Origin of the sequence: Pontibacter coccineus (genome assembly GCF_030546575.1) — a bacterium.
GTDB lineage: Bacteria > Bacteroidota > Bacteroidia > Cytophagales > Hymenobacteraceae > Pontibacter > Pontibacter coccineus.
In genome coordinates, this window is the sequence record NZ_JAUOTN010000004.1 from 437,640 (window position 1) to 463,201 (window position 25,562).

The window sequence follows — 25,562 nt, forward strand, 5'->3', positions numbered from 1 at the left end:
ACAGACTTAACCAGGAGGGGAATACCAACATGACCACATCACATCCGATTCATACCTTACTGCAGGAGCGCGTGCTCGTGCTCGACGGCGCCATGGGCACCATGATCCAGCGTTACAAGCTCTCCGAAGCCGATTTTCGCGGCGAGCGTTTCAAGGATCACCCATCCGACCTGAAAGGCAACAACGACCTGCTCTCCATCACGCGCCCGGATATCATCCAAGCCATTCATACCGAGTACCTGGAGGCCGGCGCCGATATCATCGAGACCAATACCTTCAGCGGCACCAGCATCGCGATGGCGGATTACGGCCTGGAGCATGTGGTGTACGAGATGAATTATGAGTCGGCCAAGATAGCCCGCGAAGCTGCAAATGAAGCGGAAGCAAAAGATCCGGCCCATAAGCGCTTCGTAGCAGGCGCCATCGGCCCGACCAACCGCACGGCCTCCCTCTCCCCGGATGTGAACAACCCCGGCTTCCGCGCCATCACCTTCGACCAGCTGGTGGAATCCTACTATGAGCAGGTGCGTGGTCTGGTGGACGGCGGTGCCGATTTGCTGTTGGTGGAAACGGTTTTTGATACGCTCAACTGTAAGGCGGCTCTTTTTGCCATTCAGCAGTTTGTAAATGATGGCGGCAAAGAGCTGCCGATCATGGTGTCCGGTACCATCACCGATGCCAGCGGCCGTACCTTGTCGGGCCAGACGGTGGAGGCTTTCTGGAACTCGATCTCGCATGTGCCTATTCTAAGCGTGGGCTTTAACTGTGCGCTGGGCGCGCGTCAGCTCAAGACGCACATTCAGGAGCTCTCGCGCATTTCTAACTGTTACATCAGCGCCTACCCGAATGCCGGTCTGCCAAACGCTTTTGGCGGCTACGATGAGACAGCCGAGCAGATGGGGGCCATCGTAGAAGAATACCTGAAAGAAGGGCTGGTAAACGTACTGGGTGGTTGTTGTGGCACGACGCCCGTACACGTTAAAGTAATTGCAGACCTGGTGCGCAGGTATAAACCGCACGTTCCCACGCCCGTAGCCCCGCTCCCCCGCTACAGCGGCCTCGAGCCCCTCACCATCACCTCCGATACCCTTTTCGTAAACATCGGCGAACGCACCAACGTGACCGGCTCCAAGAAATTCTCCCGCCTGATCGTGGACGGCAAATTTGAAGAAGCTCTCTCCGTTGCCCGGCAGCAGGTAGAAGGCGGCGCCCAGATCATCGACGTGAACATGGACGAAGGTATGCTCGACTCCGAGCAGGCCATGGCTGACTTCCTTCACCTGATCGCCTCCGAACCCGACATCGCCAAGCTGCCCATCATGATCGACTCCTCTAAGTGGAGTGTGATTGAATCGGGGCTGAAATGTGTGCAGGGTAAATCGATCGTTAACTCTATCAGCTTAAAAGAAGGAGAAGAAGCATTTAAAAAACTTGCCCGCAAAATGCGCCAGTATGGTGCCGCTGTGGTGGTGATGGCATTTGATGAAACAGGTCAGGCCGATACGCTGGAGCGTAGAAAAGAGATCTGTGAACGCTCTTACCGCATTCTGGTCGACGAAGTGGGCTTCCCGCCGCAGGACATCATTTTCGACCCGAACATCCTGGCCATCGCCACCGGTATAGAGGAGCACAACAACTATGCTGTGGACTACATCGAGGCGGTAAAGTGGATCAAGGCCAGCCTGCCGCATGCGCAGGTGAGCGGTGGCGTGAGCAACCTTTCCTTCTCCTTCCGGGGCAACGACATCGTGCGGGAGGCCATGCACACCGTGTTCCTGTACCACGCCGTGCAGGCAGGTATGGACATGGGCATCGTGAACGCCGGCATGCTGGGCGTGTACAGCGAAATTCCGACGGAACTGCGCGACCTGATCGAGGATGTGATCTTCAACCGCCATCCGGACGCTACCGAAAAACTGGTGACCTACGCGGAAACCATCAAAGGCAAGGGCAAAACAGCCACAGCCGCTGATAATTCCTGGCGGGAGGCCCCGGTGGAGGAGCGTCTGAAGCATGCGTTGGTGAAAGGCATCGTAGACTTTATCGACGAAGACACCGAAGAGGCACGGCAGCAGGCAACCAAGACCCTGGACGTGATCGAAGGACCGTTAATGGCAGGTATGTCGGTGGTAGGCGATCTGTTTGGTGCCGGCAAAATGTTTCTGCCGCAGGTCGTGAAGAGTGCCCGCGTAATGAAGAAGTCCGTGGCTTATCTGCTGCCGTTCATGGAAAAGGAGAAGCTGGCATCCGACACCTCGAAATCAACCGCGGGTACGATCCTGATGGCGACCGTGAAAGGCGATGTGCACGACATCGGTAAGAACATTGTGGGTGTAGTGCTGGCCTGTAACAACTATGAGGTGATCGATTTGGGCGTGATGGTGCAGTTGGACAAGATCCTGGCAGAAGCCGAAGCGCACCAGGTAGACATCATCGGCCTGAGCGGCCTGATTACCCCATCATTGGATGAGATGGTGTACGTGGCGCAGGAGATGGAGCGCCGCGGCATGAAGATTCCGCTCCTGATCGGCGGGGCCACTACTTCCCGGGTACACACAGCTGTGAAGATCGCGCCGCAGTACAGCGGCCCGGTGATACACGTACACGATGCCTCGCGTAGTGTGACCGTGGTGAGCAGCCTGCTCAGCAGCGAGCGCGACAGCTATATCGCTGAGGTGAGGGCAGAGTATGAAAAGCTGCGAGCAGATCATTTGAACCGCACCAAAGACCGTGCTTTCGCCAGCATCCAGGAGGCCCGCTCCAACAAGTATAAAGTAGACTGGTCTGCCACGGAGGTGACCAAGCCGGGCTTTATCGGCAACAAGGTATACACGAACTACCCACTTTCCGAGATCGTGCCTTACATCGACTGGACGCCTTTCTTCCATACCTGGGAGCTCAAGCGCCAGTACCCGAAGATCCTGAACGACCCGGAGTTAGGTATAGAGGCCACCAAGCTGTTCAATGATGCCCAGCAAATGCTGCAGGAAATTGTGGACGAGCAGTTGCTCGAAGCCCGCGCCGTAGTTGGCTTTTATCCTGCCAACGTGGAAGCCGACGACACGATCGAGGTATACGCCGATGATTCACGTGAAAACCTGCTGACCGAGTTCCATACCTTGCGGCAGCAGGGCAAGAAAGGGGCGAACGTGCCCAACCTCGCCTTCTCCGACTTCCTGGCGCCCAAAGAAACAGGTATAGCCGACTACATCGGCGGCTTTGTGGTATCCTCTGGGTTTGGCATCGAGAAACTGCTGGAGCAGTACGAAGCGGAGCACGACGACTACCGCAGCATTATGGTCAAAGCGCTTGCTGACCGCCTGGCTGAAGCCTTCGCCGAACTCATGCACCTGAAAGTGCGCAAGGAGCTGTGGGGCTACGCAGCGGACGAGCAACTGGACAACGAGGGCTTGATCAAAGAGCAATACAAAGGTATACGCCCCGCTCCCGGCTACCCCGGCTGCCCCGACCATACCGAAAAGATCACGCTCTTCAATTTGCTGAAGGCAGAAGAAACCGGAGTGATCCTGACGGAGAACCTGGCCATGCATCCGGCATCTTCGGTGAGCGGCCTGTACTTCTCGCACCCGGATTCCCGCTACTTTGGCCTCGGCAAGATCGGTGAAGACCAGGTAGCTGACGTTGCCCGGCGCAAGGGTATGGCCAAGGAGGAGCTGGAACGCTGGCTCTCGCCAAACCTGAACTATGAGCCAAAGCCACACCTTGCTTCAACCCTCTCCTCTTAAAGAGGGCCCTTACCCCAAAACAGGAGAGGGAGCTTATACCTGATACTGCAGCTTAAACCTGCTCCTGCCTTTTGTCATCCTGTAAGGATCTTGTGGGAAGGGAGGTTAAGCAGAAGCTACAAAGTATTGGTCAATGCTTCCGCAGTGGTAGAAAAGTTAGCAGGGCCGAGCACAGACACTAGCGGCCATAGTCCGCCAAATAACTCACACTCGCCAGAGACGAGCGAGGGCGTTAACTAAAGCGGCCTCCTTAGTTGAGGTCAGGGGCAGTTGGGCCCGGTAGAGCAAACCAACCAGTTAACAATACAGCAATTTAACAATTCACCTATACCTTGAAAGTAACCGAGCATTTCCGGAACGCCAATGGCAAGACGCTGTTCACCTTTGAGATCTTGCCACCGCTCAAGGGCGAGAACATGAAAACCCTGTTCAGCCACATCGACCCGCTGATGGAGTTCAAGCCGCCTTTTATCGACGTGACCTACCACCGCGAAGAGTATATCTACAAGCAGCGGGAGAACGGCCTGTTGGAAAAGCGCAGCACACGCAAACGGCCGGGTACGGTGGGCATTTGTGCGGCCATCCAAAACCACTACAAAGTAGACACAGTGCCGCACCTGATCTGCGGTGGCTTCAGTAAAGAGGAGACGGAAAACGCCCTGATCGACCTGCACTTCTTAGGTATAGACAATGTGCTGGTACTGCGGGGTGATTGCGTGAAGAGCGAGCAGCGCTTCGTGCCGGAGCCGGACGGCCATACCTATGCAACGGAGCTGATCGGGCAGGTCGTGAACATGAACCAAGGCTGTTACCTGGATGATGAGCAGGCATACCACAATGGCACTGATTTTTGCATTGGCGTGGCGGGCTACCCGGAAAAGCATTTCGAGGCGCCTAACATCACCTCCGATTTGCGCTGGCTTAAAAAGAAGGTGGAGCTCGGCGCCGAGTACATCGTCACGCAAATGTTCTTCGAAAACCAGCGGTACTTCGATTTTGTGAATCGCTGCCGGGCCGAGGGCATCAACGTGCCGATCATTCCGGGCCTGAAGCCGATGACCACCAAGACGCAGCTCACCCTGTTACCGAGTCTGTTTCATGTCGAAATTCCGTGTGCACTGGCTGATGCCATCGAGTCCTGCCCGGATAACAAGGCAGCCGCACAGGTAGGCGTGGAGTGGGCGATACAGCAGTCCAAAGAGCTGATGGAATTTGGCGTGCCCTGCCTGCATTACTACTCGATGGGCAAGTCGGAGTCGGTGCGGAAAGTGGCGGAGGCGCTGTTTTAAAGAAACCACAACTAAACTAAACCTAACCTTAAGGCTGGGGCCATTGGCTTCAGCTTTTTTTATTTTCTGACAGGTATAGCTATACCTGTGGCATGACCTCGCGGTGGCTTAGGGCCACGAGCGTCTAACAGATCGGCTTTGGCCAGACAGGTATAGGTATAGGTATAGGTATAGGTATAGGTATAGGTATAGGTATAGCCGCGGCTATTGGGTGAGACACTCGCAGGAGCTGCGCACACTGCGAGGTCTGGGTCAGGTATAACGATACCCTATAAGGTCGGAAAAACAGGCGACAGCTTGTAGAGCACCGGCTTGCTGGGACTGGCATCGAGCTGCAGACTGGCAATCTGGATGTTGAGCAGGTATAGCCCATCGTCCACCTGGTCCGGCACAAAGATCAGCTCGGTGATGGTGGCGCCGCAGCGGGTGTTTTTGGGGTACTGCCAGAAAGCATGATGACAAAGCAATTTGCCTTCGTCCAGTTCACGGTCCACAGAGGGCAGGTCGAGCAGCAGGTGCTGGATCCCTTTTTCGGCCAGGTATTGGCCAATCGTGTGCTCCAGGTAGGGTGGGTTCGTGCCGGAATAGTGGCGGGTGAGTTTCTTGTCTGTATTTGGCAGCGTGCGGATGACGAGCGCTTCGCACTTTATACCTTGCAGCCTGGCTTTCACATCCTCCAATAGCACCACTTCATCGCCGTTCTCTTGCTTTTGGGGAGTAACCGTGATCAGCTGCGCTACGAACAGGAAGCGCTTCAGGCAGTTGTGGATGGTGGCGTGCTCGTCGGCGGAGATATGCCCATAGCACTCGGTGTGGGTGCCGTTGCCGTGCGGCGTCAGGTGCACACGCTTGTAATTGGTGCTGCCTCCTTCTGCCACGCTTCCCACAAAATCGCCTACCCGGATCACATCAAAAGCCACCGGCTCGGCCCAGAAGCACTCAGGCTGCGGTTGCCAGTTGTGCAGCGGCATCGAAATGTCCAGCGGCTGGGTCGGGTCGAAGGTATAGGGCTGGTCGCGGTATGTGATGGAGGCTTGCATAGCTTAACTGCTGTAACCCCGCAGCCAGCGCAGGGCATCAGCATCATTCGTAAAGTTTCTTACTTCGAAGGCCAACGCGCCCATTGCTTCTGCTCTGGTTATAGCAGCTTCAAACGAGAGCCTATTGAAAACATTTTCGGGCAGCACACGGGCCAGTTTTTTCACGCCCAGGTCCGAAAGTGACTTGTAGTAGGTAGTAGACAGCCACTCCTTGGTATGGGGCAGCAGCTTGCCAATGACCAGCGCATTCAGGAGCAGTTTATCATGCCCGGAATCCTCTAGAAACTGGCCTAACTTTTCAGCAATCTCAAGCATCTCGTCATGCTCCACGGGGCGTAACCAGGTATTTGTCAGTATACCGTGCTCACGGTCTGTGGCAATCCGGCTGATGTCGTTCTGGTAAAGTGTTTCCAATAGCTGCATAGTAGGTAGGGCACGGGGCTTTGTTCCGGCCTACTTCAAATCTACGAATAAATTTGATATATAGTATCCTGTGTATGTGGCTAGTCTGCCATGAGATCCAGGGTGATTTGGTCGGCAAGCAGCTTGCCCTTATCGGTCAGGTATAGCACATCCGACTCAACTAGGGCCAATCCTTTTTCAGTAAGCTGTTGCAGGTATAGCTGGTGTTGTGTTTGCACGTCGTGGCTATACCTGTCGCGCATCAGGTTCAGGTCGCAACCCCATATGGTGCGGAGCGTGGTGAGCAGGTAGTCATTGGCCTGGTCGGCTGGGGTAAGCTCTTCTACCTCGGCAGGTATAGCGCCTTCAGCCAGGGCGGCGGTATACTTCCGGTTGTTGGCGACATTATACTGGCGGCTGTGGCCGTTGAAGGAGTGCGCACTCGGGCCCACGCCCAGGTAATGCACTCCACGCCAGTAGTTGCTGTTGTGCTTCGACTCATGGCCGGGCTTGCTGAAGTTTGAGACCTCGTACTGCACATAGCCATGCGCCTTCATCTGCTCCAGCAGGATCTCGAACTGCTGCGCCGTGAACTCGTCCTCCGAAGGCTTAAAGGTGCCTTTTTTGCTCCAGCGCCCCAGGGCAGTGTCGGGTTCGATGGTCAGGGCGTAGCAGGAAACATGCTGCACGTTCAAGGAGAAGAGTGTTTCCAGGTCCTTCAGCCAGATGCTGTGGTCCGGCGCGGGTATGCCATAGATCAGGTCTACGGTGATGTTGTCGAAGCCGGCCGCCTGCGCGTCACGTACGCACTGCAGGCTCTCCGTCGCGTTGTGGGCACGGTTCATCAGGCGCAGGTGTGGCTCATGGAAGGACTGCAGCCCAATGCTCAGGCGGTTTATACCTGCCGCTTTCAGCTCCTGCAGTTTCTCCGGCGACAGGTCATCGGGATTGGCTTCCAGTGTTATTTCTGCTTCCACCGAAACTATAAATAAACCTTTGATGGTTTGCAGGAGAAGGTATAGCTCCGCCTGCGAGAGCAGTGAGGGGGTGCCGCCACCGAAATAGATGGTGCGTACCTCCTGTCCCTGCAGGTAGTCGCGACGCAGTTCCAGCTCCCGGGCAATGGCCTGTATGGTGGCTTCCTTATGCCCCATGGAAGTACTGAAGTGGAAGTCGCAGTAGTGGCAGGCCTGTTTGCAGAAGGGAATATGGAGGTAGATGCCGGACAAGTTATTAATTGTTAAATTTCTTTAATTGTTAAATTGCTGATGGTTAAATTGTTGTTGAGCTCGTGCAATATGTGAAGGTATGATGCGAGAATCCGTTCGGGCAATTCTACCTTTGCAGACTGGTTTGCAAGCACAGGCCTCATCAAGCACGGGCCTTATGTTAATAGAGAAACAATTTAGCCATTAAACAATTCAACCATTCAGAGTACAAATGTACAAAATCGCGGTCTTAGTCTGGTGCTTATTCCTGTGGCTGCCCCTGGTGCAGGCGCAGGACAAGCCACCTGTGCCACCGCAGCAGCTACAGCCACCGGCGCCTAAGCTGGCTAACCAGGCAACGGCCGCGCTCCGGGTATACACAGCGGGGCCTGACCGGCAGGTGCTCCGGCAGTACAATTACCGCACGCAGTTGACCGATACCGTGGAGGCGCGCAAGGAGGTAACGGCACTGGTGCATCGTCTGCACCAAGATGCCTACCTGCTCGCGTCGGCCGACAGCTCTTACAAGCGCAATGATACGCTCCACGTGAAACTGCACATCGGCATGCGCTTCGACTGGGCCGAACTGCGAAACGGCAACCTGAGCGAAGGTATATTGGTGGAGTCGGGTTTCCGGGAGAAGTTTTACCGCAACGTGCCCTTTAAGCCAGCCGAGTACGCCCGGCTGCAGCAGCGCATCCTCGACTACGCCGAGCGCAACGGCTATCCCTTCGCCTCCGTCTGGCTCGATTCCATTCAGATAAAAGACAACAAAATATCGGCTGCTTTGATGGTGGAAAAAGCCTTTGTGGTCACCTACGATACACTGCAAGTAATGGGAGGAAGCAAAACACAACCCAAATTCCTGATGCGCTACCTGCAGCTATACCCTGGCCAGCCTTACAACCAGGACCAGGTAGAAGCTTCGCAGCGCATGCTCACCACGCTGCCATACCTGAAGGTGGTGCGTCCGCCACAGGTGCAGTTCCTGCGAGATAAGGCAAAAGTGATTTACTTCCTCGAAGACCGGCAGACGAGCCAGATCGATGGCGTAGTGGGCTTTCTGCCTGACCCGAGTCGCTCCGGCAACAAGCTGCTCATTACAGGTGAGGCCAACATGAACATCCGTAACATCAAAGGCAGCGGCAAGCAGTTGGGCTTGCAGTGGCGTCGGGTAAATAAAGGCTCCGTGATCCTGAACGGGGAGTACCTGCATCCCAACCTTTTCGGGACTCCTTTTGAGCTGGGCACGCGATTCGGACTGCTCAAACAGGATTCCAGTTTCATTACCATACAACCACGGGTGCAGCTGGCCTACAACACCATCCGGTACGGGCGTTTCAGTGTGTTCACGGAGTGGCGTAACTCCCGCATCCTTTCTACGGCCAGTCCGCAAAGCCTACGGGCCCTCGATCTGGCTGATGCCCGCACCAACACCTACGGACTGAACTACCTATGGAACAACCTGGATGACTTCTATTTCCCGCGTAAGGGTCGCCTGGTAGAGCTGCAGCTGGCAGCAGGTCGCAAGAAGCTGTTGCGCAACCCTAAGTTGGAGAAGGAGTTTTACGACACCCTGGAGGTGAATACCACCCAGCTCAGTCTGGGCGTGCGTCTGGAGAACTTCTTCAGAGTGGGGAAAAACAGCGCCTTGCTGGCCCGAATCCGAGGCGAGGCACTGCTCAACGACCAGATCTTACTCAATGACATGTACCGCATTGGCGGACTGTCCTCCCTGCGGGGCTTCGACGAATACTTTTTCTTTGCCTCCACCTACGGCATCGGCACGCTGGAGTACCGCCTGTTCACGGCCGAAGACTCCTATGTGCTGCTCTTCTACGACCAGGGCTATTACCGCAGCGACCTGGAGCAGTCGAAGACCGAAGGGCTGCCACTCGGGGTCGGCGGAGGCATCAGCTTCAGCACCGGCGCGGGAATTTTTCAATTGGTGTACTCTGTCGGGAAATCAGAGCAGCAGCCTATGTCGCTGAGAACCTCGAAGATACATTTCGGGATCACGAGTAAATTCTAGCCGCTCACAATTTTTTTAAGGTTTTTAGTAACCAAAGCTTGCGTAGTAAGTATGTTTATACTACTTTTGTAACACAATAACAGTGCGGGATGGAGCAGTTGGTAGCTCGTTGGGCTCATAACCCAAAGGTCACAGGTTCGAGTCCTGTTCCCGCTACCTAAAAAGAAGCCTGATTCAGAAATGAGTCAGGCTTCTTTGTTTTTATTCCCTCAGTAGAGTTGGCTTGATCGTTTCTATCTGGTTGTTGGTGAACATTAGCTCGAAGTATCCAGCAAAGGAGCATCATCATATGTAGTAAAGTTACTATATTCGAAATATAATATATGATTCCTTTGCCACATGACACCAGCGCCATTCCGTTTTCTTCTCGCTGCCCTCCTGCTTATCCTCCTCACGCTGTTGTCGCCTAGCCGGAGCCATGCCGCTATAGCGAATCCAACAGGTATAGCATGGGCTCCTCCTGCCACTCCGGGGGCTATCGCTGGATCTGCAAAGGTTTGTTCAGGTCAGGATCTCATCTACAGTGTGGAGGCCGTCGCGGGTGCTATTTCCTATACCTGGTTCGTGCCGAATAGCTGGGTAATTACTGCCGGGCAAGGGACCAGGCAACTAACTGTTACGGCGGGTAGTAATGGTGGCATCATTAGCGTAAGAGCTGCAAATAACGATGGTGAAAGCGGAGCCCGCGAGCTGGAAGCTCAACTGGAAAAACCTCTTATACAGCCCAGCGCTATAGCTGGGCCTGCAAGCCTGTGTGCGGGAAGCCGTGTCAAGTACAAAGTTGAGGCAGCTCAAGGAGCCAGATCGTACACATGGAACATTCCGGCCGGGTGGGCGATTGTATCAGGTCAGGGAACAACCGAAGTGGAGGTGGTGGCAGCTGCCGGAGGAGGAATAATACAGGTAATTGCCGCCAACTCATGCGGGCAGAGCACTTCATCCAGTTTAGCTGTCAGAGCCTACCCGCCTGTGAGTAATAACCAGGTGCAAAGCAACCAAGCGGTATGTGCTGGACAGCAACCGCAAACCTTGGCGGGCAGCGTTCCTTCCGGCGGCGAGAGTATCTATACCTATTTATGGGAAAGCAGTACAAAAGGTGCCGCCGAGGGGTTTATACCTGCAGCTGGCGCCAACAATCAGCAGAACTACCCGCCGGGTGCCTTAACTGAAACCACCTGGTTTAGGCGCAAGGTGGTATCTGCAGATTGCCAGCACATCAGCGATGCCATCATGGTGAAAGTGCTGCCTGTCCCGGCAAAGCCGGCGATCGAGCAACTAGGCGATAAGGAGTTAAAGGCGTCTATGGCAGGAGCAGCGTACGAATGGTGGCTCAACGGGGTGTTGCTGGAGCAGCAGACGCAGATCATCACCATAGTAAAAGCGGGGACTTACACTGTGCGGGTACAAAATTCCGAGGGATGCTCTTCTGTTTTATCTGATGCGTTGGAAGTGGTGCAGCAAAAAGAGGAGGAAGATGTGCAGCCGGAAGAAGTTATTCCTGACGGAGTTAACATAGCACTGCGGCCAGGCGAAAGACAGCTGATCTTGTCTTCTAAGGAAGCGCTGCCAAAGGCACTGCTGCTGATGACAGATCTTCAGGGGCGCGAGGTATACCGAAAAGAAATACTGCAGTTGAACAAACCAGTGGCGCTGGATTTAGGGCGATTACCTGATGGCATTTATATGCTCCTGCTCCACACACCCGACCAATACCTGAAAAAGAAAGTGCTGCTACAGCGATAGACGCAATAGTCTTCTTTCAGAAGAAAACGGAATGCTACTTTTCTTGCACATTTAATCCCGCACTAACGCGCCAGCTACCTAAAGCAAGCGGGCGTGTTTGAGAGATCGCGCAAGCTGTTGCTTCCATCCGGGGCTTATTGTCCAAGGTGGAGGAGGTCTCTTTATTTGTCCGGTTTATGTCAACAGCGGGTCATGGTTCTTGCATTTTGGACCTGACGCATACCTACCTGCTTACTCCCACCCTCTCTCAAATGCATTGCTCCGTCAGCTTAAATATTACTGCGTATATATTTGAACAGAACTATACCTCTTGTCGTAAACAAAGGTCTTCTACTATGATGAACTATCGACGCAAAGCCTAAACATTAATGCACTTCATTTGTAAGCCAATTCCGGGAGTGAATATATCGACCACTAATTAGGGTATATATACTGTTATTTAATTGTTTTACTTATATTTAAGCACTATTTGCTTTAAAGTCATGCTCTGATAAATCATAATGAAAGATTATATCGTTATAGTTTAGGCGCAGTCCAATTTCACCCTTAAAGCTTTCCTGATGCGGTTCACTTCGTATAAGACTTTTACCTGGTTCTTGCTCTTACTCCTCGCCATAGTCCAGCAAGCGTCTGGAAGTGTGGCCGACTGCCCTTCTCCGACTGCGACAATAGACAATAATGTAAATGTATGCCTGGGTAGTCAGCCAGCGGTGATTACAGCAAACGCAACGTTTACAGTAACAACCTGGCAGTGGTACAAAGATGACGTGTTGATTGCCGGGGCCCCGAATGCCAACACCCTTTCCGTAAGCGAGCCCGGCTCCTACTACGCCATCGCTACACCTGCGCCCGGCGCCTGCGATAACACAACACCGCTACGCACCAATCCGGTTATTGTATCTGCAGCCCCTCCCGTTCCTACCATTGTTGTTGACCCTAACCGTCCCATCTGCTCTGGGCAGGAGTTCACCTTCAACGTGACCAACCTTTCGGATGCAGACTATACGTTTGACTGGGACTTCGGCGACGGCAATGTAATAGCCAGAGGCACTGCGACCGTAAAACATAGCTATGAGAGTTTTGGAACAGGCGGTGCAGCCTTTGACGTGACAGTCATAGCCATCAGCAAGTCAGGCGGCTGCTCTTCTCCTACTGCCCGAGTTCCTGTATCGGTACAACAGCAGGCAGAGGTCTCTTATACCATAGAGGGGAAAGACAAAGATGGGGAGGCCTTTGACCAGTGCCTTCCGGAAGAAGATGACCCTGCCGAAGCCGAAGTGCGCGCGGTGGTATCGAATCCGCAATCCCCGCAGCTTGGTAACATTAGAGAATACTTCATTACCTGGGGGCTTGGTGAAGACGAGGAAGAGCAGCGTGTCACTACTTTTCCTGTTGAAGGTCCCGTGTACGAAGAGCTGGGCGCTTACCCTATCCGGATCAGAGCGGTCAACAGCAACGGTTGCTCCACGATCTACGAAGAAGTATTCGAGTTTTTACAGAAGCCCAAAGCTGGCTTTAACCCTGCGAAAAACGACCCTGAAAAGCCTGCCGAAATAGAACCAGGTATAGGGTGTCGACCGGTTTATGTCACCATGACGGAGACTGAGGAGACCGAGGACCAGGAGGCCAAGGAGTCTACAGGAGGTGGCCTGACCTACAAATGGGAAATAACGTCCCCGCCAGGCGTGAAGCCTTATGAGATAGTAGAAGGCGGACTGGAGCAAAAAGACCTGAAGGTGTTGTTTTTTGACAATGGCGTATATCAGATAAAACTGACGGTTGAAAATGCCTGCGGTACAGATGAGGCAACTGAAAGCGTAGTAGTAGGTTACCCGCAGGTGCAGCTACCGCCTGTAGGCCCGTTCTGCGGACCAGATGAGTTCTCCTTCAACAGTACTAACTCCTTTTTTGATCGGAATTTTGGCAACGAGTTCACTGTGAGCTGGACAATTACGGCTCCAGACGGTTCTGTGTCGAATAGGACGGGGGAAGACCAGACGGTAAATTTTAACCAGATAGGCACCTGGCGGGTGCGGGTGCTTGGCGTGAACGAATGCGGCAGATCTGATTTCCAGGGGCCCACAGAACAGGAGGTTATTGTTTTGCCCCCGCTAACTACAGCGCCTACTGTGCCTACGCCTGCGCCAGCTTGTATCGGTGGTACTACTACCTTGCGTGCCTCCGGGCCGGTAGCTGGCCTCATTTATCGCTGGTATACAGAGCCTAGCGGAGGTACCCCAATATTTGAGGGCGCGCAATTTACGACGCCGCCACTTAGCTCCACCACCAACTTTTACGTGGAAGGTGTCAATTCAAATCAATGCGTAAGTCCGCGTGCCACGGTTGTGGTGAATGTGGTGCCAGGTATAGCCGATAATACCATCACCGGAGACCAGGGTATCTGTGTAGGCGATCGTCCTGCAACACTGGAGGGAAGCGAGCCAACAGGAGGCAGTAACACGAACTATACCTATACCTGGGAAATCAGCACGACCAGCGCAGATGATGGCTTTACGGCAGCTTCCGGAGTAAACAACAACCAGGACTACAGCCCGGAGGCGATCAGCGCCACGACCTGGTTCCGGCGTGTCGTTCGGCAGGGAGATTGTGAGCCAAGCATCAGTAATGTCATACAGATACAAACGGTGCCGCGTGTCGAGAATAATACCATCAGCTCCAACCAGGAGATATGCGGCGGCGAAGTGCCAGCCCAACTAGTTGGCTCAAAGCCTACAGGGGGTAGCGGAGAACCTTATACCTACCTTTGGGAAGAGAGTACAACGGGTCCTAATACTGGATTTGTGACGGCTGCAGGCAACAGTGCCGGTGAGAACTATACCTTCGCGTCCGCCCTATCTCAGGATACATGGTACAGAAGATCGGTTACGTCAGGAGGCTGTACAGTAGTGTCAGAGGCAATCAAGATTTCTGTTTTTCCGGCCCTGGCCAACAACACCATCACAGCGCCCACCCAGGACGAATGCTCAGGTGCTGCGCCTGGGGCTATCACGGGTTCTGCCCCATCTGGCGGCAGCGGTAACTATACCTACGAATGGCTTACAAGCAGTACAGGTACGGCCGGTAGTTTCGTGCCAGCGCCGGGTACTAACAACCAGCAAAGCTATACCCCAGGCGCTATTACGCAAAACACCTTCTTCCAGCGCGTGGTGCGATCCGGCCAGTGCACACCTAACGAAAGCAATGTGGTCGAGATACGCATACGGCCTGCTATAACAGGCAACGCTGTTTCAGCAGCACAGCAGATCTGCTCAGGCACACAGCCGGCTCCTTTAACGGGCACCACGCCTTCTGGTGGCAGCGGTGGATTTACGTATCGTTGGGAGAGTAGCATCAGCGGGCCGAGTGCGGGCTTCAATCCGGCGCCTGGTCAGAATACGGGTGCGGGATATGCTCCTCCTGTGCTCACCCGCGATACCTGGTTCCGCCGGGTGGCCATTTCGGCCGGTTGTGAGAATCCCTCAGAGGCAGTGCTGATCTCGATGTTGCCACTGCCGAATGCGCCTATCCTGACCGTGCAAAATGCCCGCGCCTGTGTGGGTGAACCTGCCACATTAACCGTCGCCAATGCCAACGGCAATACCATTGAGTGGTATGATGCTCCTACTGGCGGATCACCCCTGTTTGTAGGTACTACCTTCGTTACACCAGCGCCCGACCGCAATACCACGTTCTATGTGCAGGCCAGGAACAATAACAATTGCGCCAACGCAACCCGCACAACTGTAAGCGTAACCATCGTAACTCCGGTAGCAGATGCCGGTCCGGATGTGGAGATCATTCAAGGCCGTCCGGCAGAGTTGCGCGCCACCGGCGGAGTGACCTATGCGTGGGAGCCGGCAGAGAGCCTGAGCAATGCCAATGTAGCCAATCCGGTGGCCAGGCCCGACGTGACCACCACTTATACAGTCACTATTACCACTGAAGAGGGCTGTACGGCGACCGATGAAGTGACCGTGACGGTTATACCTGCCATCACGGCGCCGAACGCCTTCTCGCCAAACGGAGACCGGGTGAACGATGTCTGGGAGATCGGCAACATCCAGAACTACCCGGATGCCCGCATCGAGATCTTCAACCGCTGGGGGAACCAGATCTTCAGTTCAACCGGCTATGCGAATCCTTGGGACGGCACCTACAATGGTGAGTCGCTGCCAGTGGCCACCTATTACTACATCATTTATCTCAACAGCTCCGAAAAACCGATTTCAGGGCATGTGACCATTATTAGATAATGACTATGAAAAAGCTGTCTCTCCTGTTGGTTGTATTGGTAGGTGTTGTTACGCAGGCTTTCGCACAGCAGCGCCCGCAGTATAGCCAGTACATGGTCAATAACTTTCTGCTCAACCCCGCCCTGTCAGGTATAGAAGATTACGCTGACATACGCATCAGTAACCGGCAGCAGTGGGTGGGGCTTGACGGAGCTCCCGTTACCTACTATGTCTCCGCCCATATGCCACTGAACAAAGGCGCAGCCAGCACCAAGTATGCGAAGGCGCTGGCACATCACGGGGCAGGTGTTATTTTGCATACCGACAAGACAGGCCCGCTGCGCAGAACAGGGCTGTCGGGTACCTATGCGTACCACCTGCCTGTTACGCGCACCATCAATGTATCGGCGGGCGTGGCGGCTGGCCTTATTCGTAATACTGTTAATAGTTCGGAGCTGGAGTTTACCAACCCGGCAGAGCCGCTGATAGGTGGTGGCCGGGTGAATCAGAATGTGCTGGATCTTTCGCTGGGACTGTGGGTGTACTCCCGTAACTTCTCGGTAGGACTTGCAGGAGCGCAACTGCTCGAGAACGCAGGCACCTTCCGCTCCTCAGAGGAAAACAACGTGTCCCTCGACCTGCAGCGACATTACTTCCTGACGGGTAGTTACCGCATTGCGCCCGGAGGTAGCATCGACCTCATTCCTTCTGTCATGTTCAAGCTGGCCGCACCAAGCCCGCTCTCGGTGGATGTGAACCTGCGCGCGCTGTACGATGAGCGCTTCTGGGTAGGAGCCTCATACCGTCACAACGATGCCGTAGTAGGGATGGTAGGCGTGTACGTTAGTCCGCTGATCGACATCTCATATTCTTATGATGCCACTACATCAGGCCTCAACCGGGTAAGTGCCGGAACCCACGAGGTAGTAGTAGGTTTTAAGCTCCTCAACGACCGCCGTATCATCTGTCCGCAATGGGTATGGTAAGGTAAGGCGCATTTTTTCGGTTTAATACAATTCAGGGAGGGACTGTAAAGGAATATTTTTTTTATGTTGCTGATACAGAGTGTGCCTGATTGTGCCTACTTTTGCAGCCAAGTCTAAAAAATACTATTTTGAAATGGCTTGAATCAGCATAGTCCGCCTAGGCGCGGGGTTGTACTGACACAAGTTTCAGGATTAAATAATTAAGATAGGACTTTGCCGTAATTAAGTTTAAACTTTAACTTAAAATTTGGTGCTTAACAAATTTTGTTAAATTTTAGAGCTTAATATAGCCCCAAATATATGCAATATACTTTTGAAGCTTCGTAATGTACTTTTTAAAGTATATACTTGCAGGTTATTTGGTTAAGTGGGATGGTAGGAAAAGCGCTTCGGATATGGCCGTCCGTAGCTGCAAATTGTTGAATATTAAACGCCAGGTTCTATAACAAACTTATACTCATTGATTTCATGACAAGCTTTTTAAGTAGAGCCCTGCTCTTAGTGCTAGGCTTATGGCTGGTTGCATTTGGCGTACATGCGCAACAAGCGCCCGCACTGGGGGCCTTTTACGACTATAACGTAGTAGCTGGCGATAAGGTTTTCAACCAGAGCGGTACGAATACAATTGTTCGTGCAAAAGTAGCTTCAGTTAGGAGTCCGGCCCAGAATTTTAACGCAGGCGCCGTGTGGCGTGGCATCGAGAACGTGAATGCCGCTGCTGACGCGGCGCTTGCTGCAGCCACTTCGGTTTACAACACAGCTGCTGCGGCAACCCCCACTTCAACACTAACCAATCCAGAACTCGGCGGCCGTACCTATACCGCGGGTGTATACCTGTTTAATGGCAATGCCACTGTCACCAACGACATTACACTGGATGGTAACAACAATCCCAACGCGGTTTTCATCTTCATTGTCAAAGGCAGCCTCAACATTGGGGCGGGAGTAGACATCGAGTTGATGCGGGATGCTAAAATTGGCAATGTGTTCTGGGTAGTAGAGGATGCACTCACAGTAGCTAATGGTGCGGAAATAAAAGGTCAATACCTGGCAAAGCAGCTGGTAACGCTGGGAGACGGTACGATTGTGAGAGGACGCGTTGCCTCCTTGCAAAGTGAAGTCAGGCTCAACAACAACAACTTCTTTCTGCCAACCGACCTGGAGATCAAGATACAGAAAACAGAAGGCAGCGCTGGTGTTGACCGCTATATCGTGGGCCAGACCATCACCTATACCTTCACTGTCACCAACAAGGGTCCGGTAGATGACCAAAACGTACGGGTAACCCCCATTCTCTTCTCAGGCGTTAACCACACCTTTACAACAGACGCTCCCAACTCTACCTTCTCACTTGTGAACAACAATTGGGTGTGGAACATCGGGAGCCTGAAAGTAGGACAAACCTACACACTCACACTTACAGCCACGATCAACGAAACAGGCCCGGGCTTTGTGCGCGGTACAATATCAGGCGCGGCCGAAGACGAAATACAGCAGAACAACACGGTTGACATTAACTTTTGCGCAGTACTTCCGGATGCCGGCATTATCACAGGGGCTGTGGAGCTCTGCGTAGGAACTGTCGGGGAGTATAGCATCGAGTCGGTAGTAGGAGCCACCGGCTATACCTGGAACGTGCCAAGCGGTTGGAAAATCACGAGCGGTCAGGGAACTATCAAAATCACTGTGGAGGCAACCGGACGTAACGATGAGGCCTTCATACAGGTTTCGGTGAACAACAGTTGCGGCGCCAGCCCTCCCAGCCGCCTGAAAGTAAACAATTACCCCGATCCACCTGCGACACCTGGGCCTATTACGGCTAACGAAGGGGTTTGTGCCGGAGAAGGTGCAACTTACTCAATAGGACCTGTTCAGGATGCTACCTCTTATGTATGGACAGTACCTACGGGTTGGAAGATCGTGTCCGGACAGGGCACCACGCAAATCTCTGTGAGCGTAGGAACGACAGCCGGCAAAGTAACTGTAAAGGCGAAGAACGTCTGCGGCGAGAGCCCGAATGCAGCTGAGCTTGAGGTGAAGCCATTCCTGCAGGCACCAAACCAGCCATCCAATATCTCCGGGTCAGGGACTCTGCCTTTCTGCGTATCCACAGAGCGAGTGACATTCAGCGTGACAGCCAGCGGCGATGTGGCCGATTATGTATGGGAGTACCCGACTGAGTGGACACTAATCGAAGGACAGGGAACAAACACCGTTACGTTTAACCCGAACGGAGTAGGTGGTACCGTAACCGTGAAAGGTATAAATGCCTGCGGAACCAGTCCATCACGAACATTCAGTGTGGTGCCTACTCCAGGCCCGCCGGTTAACCCGGGTGATATCTCAGGTGCGTTCCCGGTTTGTCAGAACAGTGTCGGTACAAAGTATTCCGTAGCGCCGGTGCCGGGTGCCACGAGCTATACCTGGTACGTGCCAGACGGCTGGACGATCACGGCAGGCCAGGGCACAAACGAAATCACCGTATCCTTGAGCGAGAATGCCAGCGGTGGTCAGTTGCGCGTGCAGGCGGTTAATGACTGCGGCGCAAGTGGTATCACACGCAAAGATGTAACAACTGCAACGGGCGCTCCTGCCGCTCCTGTTGCTATAAAAGGAGAAGATTTTGGCTGTACCGCTAGAACCACGGTATATGAAATAGATCCGATAGCAGGTGCACAAGGCTATACCTGGACACTGCCTCCAACCTGGATCATTAACAGTGGACAGGGCACAAACCGCATTACGGTAACGATCGGTAGCCAATCAGGCAATGTGAGCGTGATTGCGAGAAACTCTTGCGGTGAGAGCAAACCTGCAACAAAAGCCGTAAGGCCATTCCCAACAGTGCCGGCAACGCCATTCGCCATCGATGGTCCGGACGAGGTATGCAGAGGACAGAGTCAGGTTGTCTATACCCTGGCACCAGTAGACCATACCCTGGAGTACATCTGGGCCGTGCCATCCGGCTGGACCATCCTGTCCGGTCAGGGTACCACGGAAATCGTGGTGAATGTAGGTACATTGGCTGGTGAAATTACCGTAACGGCCTCTAACCCTTGCGGTAACAGTATGCCTGCCAAACTGCGCGTGGCACCCGTGGCTGATGTGCCTGCTCCACAAGCAGGACCGATAACCGGGAATGCACAGTACTGCGCAGGACTTAACCAAACTTATTCTGTGGACCCAGTGCAGGGTGCAAAATCTTACTTCTGGAGTTTCCCGGGTGCAGACTGGGTAATCGTAGAAGGACAGGGCACAACACGTGTCACCGTGAAAGCCGGTGCAACACAGGGTAAGGTGACCGTGGCTACCGTTAACAATTGCGGAACCAGAAGCACTGCTACCGGTCTGACCGTGCAGTCGGTAGGTTCAGTTCCTCCCACACCATCTGCCATCGTAAGCGACAACAAATCGTACTGCGGCAATGCAACGGGCCTTAACTTCCACATCGCTGCTGTTCCAACGGCGGTTAGCTATGAGTGGGTAGTGCCACAAGGCTGGACGATTACTTCCGGGCAAGGTACAACGCAGATAAAAGCAACAGCCGGAACGGGTGGCGGCGAAGTATCGGTAGTCGCTGTAAACTCCTGCGGAAAGAGCCAGAGCGTTAAACTGCTGACGGAGCCTCAGCGTCCGCTCATGAACCCGGAAGCTATCAAGGGGCCGGAGCTGGCATGTGTGGGCAGAACCGATGCCGTCTATTCCATACCTGCTATCAGCGGTGCCGAAACGTACCTCTGGACAGTGCCAACTGGCTGGGAAATACTGGAAGGAGAAGGTACCAACAGCATAAGGGTAAAAATAACGGGTAGAGGCGATCTAATAGTTAAAGCTCAGAACGCCTGTGGCACCACGGCCGATGCGAAGCTGACGGTAGAAGTAGTGACGTCTCCGCCTCTGGCTCCTACTGCCATCAAGGGCGAGACGCTGACTTGCGCAACCCGCATCACCACTTATTCCATCGACGCCGTTGCCAATGCAGCTTCCTATTCCTGGAAAGTGCCGGCCGGGTGGACCATAACTTCAGGCCATGGCACCACGCAGATCACAGTACAGATAGGCACAGGCTCAGGCGAAGTAAGTGTAGAAGCCGTGAACGACTGCGACAACAGCGCCGCAACGAAACTGGCAGTCGCGGCAAGACCACTTCCGGTGATCAGCCGCATAGTAGACCGCACGCTTGCCTGCTCGGATATAGCCACTTTCGAGCTTGAGTCGAACAGCCCGTCCGCTCTGTTTACCTGGGAAGTGCCAACCGGTTGGGAAATCCTGTCAGGTCAGGGCACCAGCGTCATCACCGTGATGCAGGGTAATAACAGGGGAGAGATCACAGTGGTAGCCGATAATGGCGAGTGTAAGAGCGATCCGGTAACGATGATCTCAGACCCAAGTATGCGTGAGGCCAACCTGACTATGCCGAATGTGTTCACGCCGAACAACGATGGCGAAAACGATACCTGGGTGATCGGAAACCTGGCAAACTACCCGGATAACGAGGTAGTGGTCGTGAACCGCTGGGGCAATGAGGTATACAAGAGCAAAGCTTATCAGAACAACTGGAACGGAGACAAATTGGCGGAGGGTACCTACTATTACCTAATTCGCCTTACGCTGTGCGATGGCTCTGAGAAGACCTACAAGGGTTATGTGATGATCGTCCGATAAGAAAACAAACGAATTAAGTGATTACCATGCGAAAATTAGGGGTACTTCTGGTGTTATTGCTGTTGTCCTGGGAGGGCTATGCGCAGCAGGCACCGCAATATACACAGTACATCTTCAACGAGCTGATCATCAACCCGGCGTACGCGGGGAGCAAAGAGATTATCAACGCCAACCTGACCCACCGCAGCCAGTGGGTAGGTATAGAGGGGGCACCCACCACGCAGACCTTCAGCGTGGACGGTTCTTCGCGCAGCGGGCTGCTGGGCTTCGGTCTCAACGCCATGAACGATGAGCTGGGGGCTCAGCGCCAGATGGGTCTGCACGGCAACCTGGCCGTGCGCCTGCGAATGAGCGAAACCGCGAAGCTGGCCCTCGGCTTTGCAGCCGGACTGGCACAGTATACCCTCGATGGCAGCAAGCTCAACACGGGCAACACACGCCCTGACCAGGCGATCAACCCGGGTAAAGTTTCGGAGCTGATGCCGGACTTTCGTATTGGCGCCTTTTTTAACACAGAGCGTTTTTATACAGGTCTTTCAGTAGCCAACCTGGTGAACACGGGGGGTGACAACCCGGAGGTAACCATGCCGAACCGCCATTACTTCCTTTCAGCGGGCTATGTAATGGATCTTTCATCGACGCTTATCTTCAAGCCGAGTTTCCTGGTGAAAGAGGATTTCAACAGCCCGACCAGCCTGGACCTGAATGCCTTTTTCCTGCTGGGAGAGCGCATCTGGCTGGGCGGCTCGTACCGTACTGCCGTGAAAGTGCACAACAACTTCTCCGACGAGTACGAACTGGACCGCCGTAACGCCTGGGCTGCCATCGCGCAATTGTATGTAACGCCAAAGCTGCGACTGGGCTACTCTTACGATGTGAGCCTGAACGCCCTGCGCCAGCACGCCAGCCACGAGATTTCATTGGGCTACTCCTTCTTCAAGAAGCAGGACAACCGAATGCTGACCCCACGATACTTCTAAATTCACCCAGAAAGCAGACATGAGATTACGATTCCTATACCTACTGATTCTTCTGGCAACACTATGCGCGCAGCCCCTTGCGGCGCAGAAAAAAGAGATGAAGGAGGCCGATAAGTACTTCAACAGCTTCGAGTACGCGCTGGCCCTCGACGCCTACAAAAAGTTAATGGAGCGCAAAGAGCCGGACGCTTACCTGCTCGAGCGCATTGCGGACAGCTATCGCCTGATGAACAACAGCAAGGAGGCCGAGTTCTGGTATGCCCAGGCGGCCGGTTTTGAGAATGTAACGCCAGCGAGCATCTACCACTATGCCGAAGCGGCCAAGCGCAACGGTAACTACGAGAAGGCAAAAGAACTCTATACCACCTACGCCCGACGCGTGCCGGAGCAGGCCACCATGGCCATGGAAAAGGCCGCTTCCTGCGACACAGCCAACTTCTGGACCAACAGACCACTCTCCTACGAAATTGCTGTTGAGCAAAAACTGAACTCCTCCGGTGTCGACTTCAGCCCAATCCAGCTGCCAAACGGCGACATGGTCTTCTCTTCGGACAGGCTTTCGACTGACGAGAGCAAGCAAAAGGAGCGCTTTAACTGGACGGGCAATGGTTTCGTGCAGCTCTACTACGCCAGCATGAACGAAGACTCTACCTGGAACGACCCAAGCCCGCTCAGCAAGGAGATCAACACAGACATCCACAACGGACCGGCGGCCTTCCTGCCGAAGGAAAACATGCTTTACTTTACAAGAACCAACAGTGTAAAGCGCAGCCAGAGCAAAGTAAACACAGACCCTACCAGCTGGGTAAATAGAGGGGATGGTAAAGGCGGTAACATTAACCGCCATGAGATTTTTATGGCACGCCGCAATGGCGATGAGTGGGTTGATGTGAAACCCTTTAAGTACAACAAGCCGCAGGAGTACTCGGTTGGTCATCCGGCCATTACGCCAGACGGAAAATTGCTCTACTTCGTGTCGGATATGCCGGGAGGGGTGGGTGAAACAGACATCTACTACAGCGAGCGCCAGCCGGACGGTAACTGGGGCGAGCCGGTGAACGCAGGCGAAGTGATCAACACGAGCGGCCGCGAAAGCTTCCCGAGCATCGGAGGCGATGGCAAACTTTATTTCTCATCTGACGGGCACGTGGGTCTGGGCGGACTTGACATCTTCAGAGCAGAAGGCGAGCACGGCAGCTGGACGCGCGTGCAGAACCTAATGTACCCACTTAATACCTCACGCGATGACTTAGGTATAGTAGTAGATAGCTCCGGAACAAATGGGTGGTTGTCATCAGGCAGAACGAGCGAAAAGGGCTACGACAATATCTACAAGTTCAGGGAGGTGAACGTGGAGTGTACGCTGGTGGGCCAGACTTACGAAACGGTCGATCAGCCGGGAACACATATCAAGAAGCGCGTGATGGTGGACAATGTGCTCCTTCAGTTGTTCGAAGAGAACATGGGTACAATGGTGGAGACACACTCCGACTCAACTGGTAACTTCAATTACAAAGTGGAGGCGGGCATGCAGTACACGATCCGTGGCAGTAAGAAAGGCTACCTGACGCAGACGATCCTCTTCACACCGGATTGCCGTTTCAGCATCGACTCGCTATTGGTGGAGATGATTATGTACCGCGACACGCCGAACGTGCCGATCGTACTGGAAAACATTTTCTACGACCTCGACAAGCATGACATTCGTCCGGACGCCGCCATCGAACTGGACAAACTGGTGCGTATCCTGAAAGCCAACCCAACGATTCGCATCGAGCTGAGCTCGCACACCGATAGCCGCCAGACCCGCAAGTACAACCAGGATCTGTCAGAGCGCAGGGCCCAGGCTGCCGTAGACTACATCGTGTCGAAAGGTATAGACCGTAAACGACTGGTAGCAAAAGGCTACGGCGAGACCAGGCTGCGTAACAAGTGTGCTGACTTTGTGGAGTGTTCGGAGGAAGACCATCAGGTAAACCGTCGTACCGAGTTCAAGATTATCAGCAAGTAATAAATTAAGGTTAAACAAAAGCCCCGGCACTCCTGAGAGAGCCGGGGCTTTTGTTTTGCAACTGGCATAAGATCGGAATCTCCTGTATCATGCGCGGGTTACGTTTTGCATGTGGCCTTTGCTTTGAGCAGGTTATGGCTTGAGATAAGGTATAGCCGCCTTGACAAGGTATAACAATGCTTTAGTACAGCCAAGTAGAATTAATTTGAAGTATAACAGACCATGCTGTTGCAGATCGTTTGCTGAATCAAAATGCTTTACGAATCCGTCTTTTGTCTAAAGTTCTCTTACCCGGTACTTTCCCTGTCGCAAGCAGGTATAGCATTGCTGTTGAGAGGTGCTATACCTGATTTTGAGATTAGCAGGTATAGCGCCATGCTGTCTCTTATTGGGCAGACCACCCCCCATCCACAGGCAGCATGGCGCCTGTCAGTTGGCTCGCAGACTCAGAGGCTAGGTATAGCGCCAGGTTGCCGAGTGCCTTCACTTCTACAAATTGCTTGATGGGTTGTTTTTTGAGCATCACCTTTTCAATCACTTCGGCTTCCGACATCTGGTGGGCGCGCGCCTGGGCAGCGATCTGGGCCTCTACCAGCGGGGTGCGTACATAGCCTGGGCAGATTGCGTTGCACGTAATGCCGTGCGGGGCACCTTCCAACGCCAGCACCTTCGTTATACCTGCCACTCCGTGTTTCGCGGCCACATAGGCTACCTTGAACTCGGAAGCACGCAACGCATGCGCCGATGCAATATTGATGATGCGCCCGAATCCCCGGGCTTTCATACCTGGCCAAACGGCTTTGGAAGTATGGAAAGTGGCCGACATGTTGATGGCGATGATGGCATCCCAGCGATCTTCCGGAAATTCATCGACTGGAGCGACATATTGTATACCTGCATTGTTGATGAGCACATCGACTTGCCCAAACTCCTGTTCTGCCTGCTGCACCATCTCCCGGATCTGCTCGGGCTGCTGCATGTTGGCGGACGAAAACATAACCTTTACTTTGTACTCCTGTGCCAGGTCATCGGCGATCTGCTGGCCATTTTTCTCCAGCCCGTTCAGGAGTAAGTTATACCCTTGGGCGGCAAAAAGACGAGCTATACCTAAGCCTATGCCACTCGTGCCCCCTGTAATGATTGCATTCTTCATGTGTGAAAACCTGAGAGTTGAATACTTAACGCAAAAAAACAGAGCGCCCTTGCGGGGCGCCCTGCCTTCACCTTA

General features: G+C 53.7%; 14 protein-coding genes and 1 tRNA gene. 10 read left to right on the forward strand and 5 right to left on the reverse strand.

Translation table 11 applies throughout. The features are described from left to right. Positions 1-29 precede the first annotated feature (29 nt). Together metH and metF are read left to right on the forward strand one after the other, a co-directional pair. Positions 30-3,746 carry a methionine synthase gene (gene metH, locus Q4E40_RS11910; protein ID WP_303412402.1) on the forward strand — a complete coding sequence of 1,239 codons (3,717 nt, stop codon included), beginning with the start codon at positions 30-32 and terminating at the stop codon, positions 3,744-3,746. 332 nt (positions 3,747-4,078) lie between these two features. After that, complete coding sequence (gene metF, locus Q4E40_RS11915) at positions 4,079-5,035, forward strand: methylenetetrahydrofolate reductase [NAD(P)H] (RefSeq protein WP_303412403.1); 957 nt, start codon at positions 4,079-4,081, stop codon at positions 5,033-5,035. A 59-nt stretch (positions 5,036-5,094) separates the two neighbouring features. On the opposite strand, the gene Q4E40_RS11920 is transcribed toward metF, so the two are convergent. From Q4E40_RS11920 to hemW, 4 genes are all read right to left on the reverse strand, one after another. After that, entirely contained in the window at positions 5,095-5,274 is a 180-nt protein-coding gene (locus Q4E40_RS11920; RefSeq protein ID WP_303412405.1) for a hypothetical protein, read from the reverse strand. 30 nt (positions 5,275-5,304) lie between these two features. Then, positions 5,305-6,075, reverse strand: a complete 771-nt coding sequence (locus tag Q4E40_RS11925) for a cyclase family protein (protein WP_303412406.1) — start codon at positions 6,073-6,075, stop codon at positions 5,305-5,307. A 3-nt stretch (positions 6,076-6,078) separates the two neighbouring features. Further along, entirely contained in the window at positions 6,079-6,498 is a 420-nt protein-coding gene (locus Q4E40_RS11930) for a hypothetical protein (protein WP_303412407.1), read from the reverse strand. Between the two features lie 80 nt (positions 6,499-6,578). Then, positions 6,579-7,706 (reverse strand): radical SAM family heme chaperone HemW, encoded by a 1,128-nt coding sequence (gene hemW, locus Q4E40_RS11935; RefSeq protein ID WP_303412408.1) that lies wholly within the window; start codon positions 7,704-7,706, stop codon positions 6,579-6,581. Between the two features lie 211 nt (positions 7,707-7,917). Here hemW and Q4E40_RS11940 point away from each other — a divergent pair, with 211 nt between their 5' ends. The 8 genes from Q4E40_RS11940 (at position 7,918) to Q4E40_RS11975 (ending at position 24,334) form a co-directional block, all read left to right on the forward strand. Next, the gene (locus tag Q4E40_RS11940; protein ID WP_303412409.1) at positions 7,918-9,717 is read left to right on the forward strand and encodes a BamA/TamA family outer membrane protein; all 1,800 of its coding nucleotides are present in this window, start codon (positions 7,918-7,920) and stop codon (positions 9,715-9,717) included. Between the two features lie 83 nt (positions 9,718-9,800). Then, a tRNA-Met gene (locus Q4E40_RS11945) sits at positions 9,801-9,873 on the forward strand. A 183-nt stretch (positions 9,874-10,056) separates the two neighbouring features. Beyond that, positions 10,057-11,460 carry a hypothetical protein gene (locus Q4E40_RS11950; protein WP_303412410.1) on the forward strand — a complete coding sequence of 468 codons (1,404 nt, stop codon included), beginning with the start codon at positions 10,057-10,059 and terminating at the stop codon, positions 11,458-11,460. A gap of 596 nt (positions 11,461-12,056) precedes the next feature. Next, positions 12,057-15,713 carry an Ig-like domain-containing protein gene (locus Q4E40_RS11955; RefSeq protein WP_303412411.1) on the forward strand — a complete coding sequence of 1,219 codons (3,657 nt, stop codon included), beginning with the start codon at positions 12,057-12,059 and terminating at the stop codon, positions 15,711-15,713. Between the two features lie 5 nt (positions 15,714-15,718). Beyond that, a complete protein-coding gene (locus Q4E40_RS11960) occupies positions 15,719-16,678 on the forward strand; it encodes a PorP/SprF family type IX secretion system membrane protein (protein WP_303412413.1) in 960 nt (319 codons plus the stop codon). 468 nt (positions 16,679-17,146) lie between these two features. Continuing rightward, positions 17,147-21,343 (forward strand): ice-binding family protein, encoded by a 4,197-nt coding sequence (locus Q4E40_RS11965; RefSeq protein ID WP_303412415.1) that lies wholly within the window; start codon positions 17,147-17,149, stop codon positions 21,341-21,343. Positions 21,344-21,369: 26 nt separating this feature from the next. Then, on the forward strand, positions 21,370-22,323 hold the full coding sequence (locus Q4E40_RS11970) for a PorP/SprF family type IX secretion system membrane protein (protein WP_303412417.1): 954 nt from the start codon (positions 21,370-21,372) through the stop codon (positions 22,321-22,323). Positions 22,324-22,342: 19 nt separating this feature from the next. Further along, positions 22,343-24,334: an OmpA family protein gene (locus Q4E40_RS11975; RefSeq protein ID WP_303412419.1), complete on the forward strand. Its 1,992-nt coding sequence runs from the start codon at positions 22,343-22,345 to the stop codon at positions 24,332-24,334. A gap of 385 nt (positions 24,335-24,719) precedes the next feature. On the opposite strand, the gene Q4E40_RS11980 is transcribed toward Q4E40_RS11975, so the two are convergent. Next, complete coding sequence (locus Q4E40_RS11980) at positions 24,720-25,487, reverse strand: 3-hydroxybutyrate dehydrogenase (protein ID WP_303412421.1); 768 nt, start codon at positions 25,485-25,487, stop codon at positions 24,720-24,722. Positions 25,488-25,562: the final 75 nt, after the last annotated feature.

What these genes read in the sequence shown, in the direction of transcription:
- metH (WP_303412402.1), top strand. Translation starts at nt 30, where the DNA reads ATGACCACATCACATCCGATTCATACCTTACTGCAGGAGCGCGTGCTC.
- Q4E40_RS11925 (WP_303412406.1), bottom strand. Translation starts at nt 6,075, where the DNA reads ATGCAAGCCTCCATCACATACCGCGACCAGCCCTATACCTTCGACCCG.
- Q4E40_RS11930 (WP_303412407.1), bottom strand. Translation starts at nt 6,498, where the DNA reads ATGCAGCTATTGGAAACACTTTACCAGAACGACATCAGCCGGATTGCC.
- Q4E40_RS11940 (WP_303412409.1), top strand. Translation starts at nt 7,918, where the DNA reads ATGTACAAAATCGCGGTCTTAGTCTGGTGCTTATTCCTGTGGCTGCCC.
- Q4E40_RS11950 (WP_303412410.1), top strand. Translation starts at nt 10,057, where the DNA reads ATGACACCAGCGCCATTCCGTTTTCTTCTCGCTGCCCTCCTGCTTATC.
- Q4E40_RS11960 (WP_303412413.1), top strand. Translation starts at nt 15,719, where the DNA reads ATGAAAAAGCTGTCTCTCCTGTTGGTTGTATTGGTAGGTGTTGTTACG.
- Q4E40_RS11965 (WP_303412415.1), top strand. Translation starts at nt 17,147, where the DNA reads ATGACAAGCTTTTTAAGTAGAGCCCTGCTCTTAGTGCTAGGCTTATGG.
- Q4E40_RS11970 (WP_303412417.1), top strand. Translation starts at nt 21,370, where the DNA reads ATGCGAAAATTAGGGGTACTTCTGGTGTTATTGCTGTTGTCCTGGGAG.
- Q4E40_RS11975 (WP_303412419.1), top strand. Translation starts at nt 22,343, where the DNA reads ATGAGATTACGATTCCTATACCTACTGATTCTTCTGGCAACACTATGC.
- Q4E40_RS11980 (WP_303412421.1), bottom strand. Translation starts at nt 25,487, where the DNA reads ATGAAGAATGCAATCATTACAGGGGGCACGAGTGGCATAGGCTTAGGT.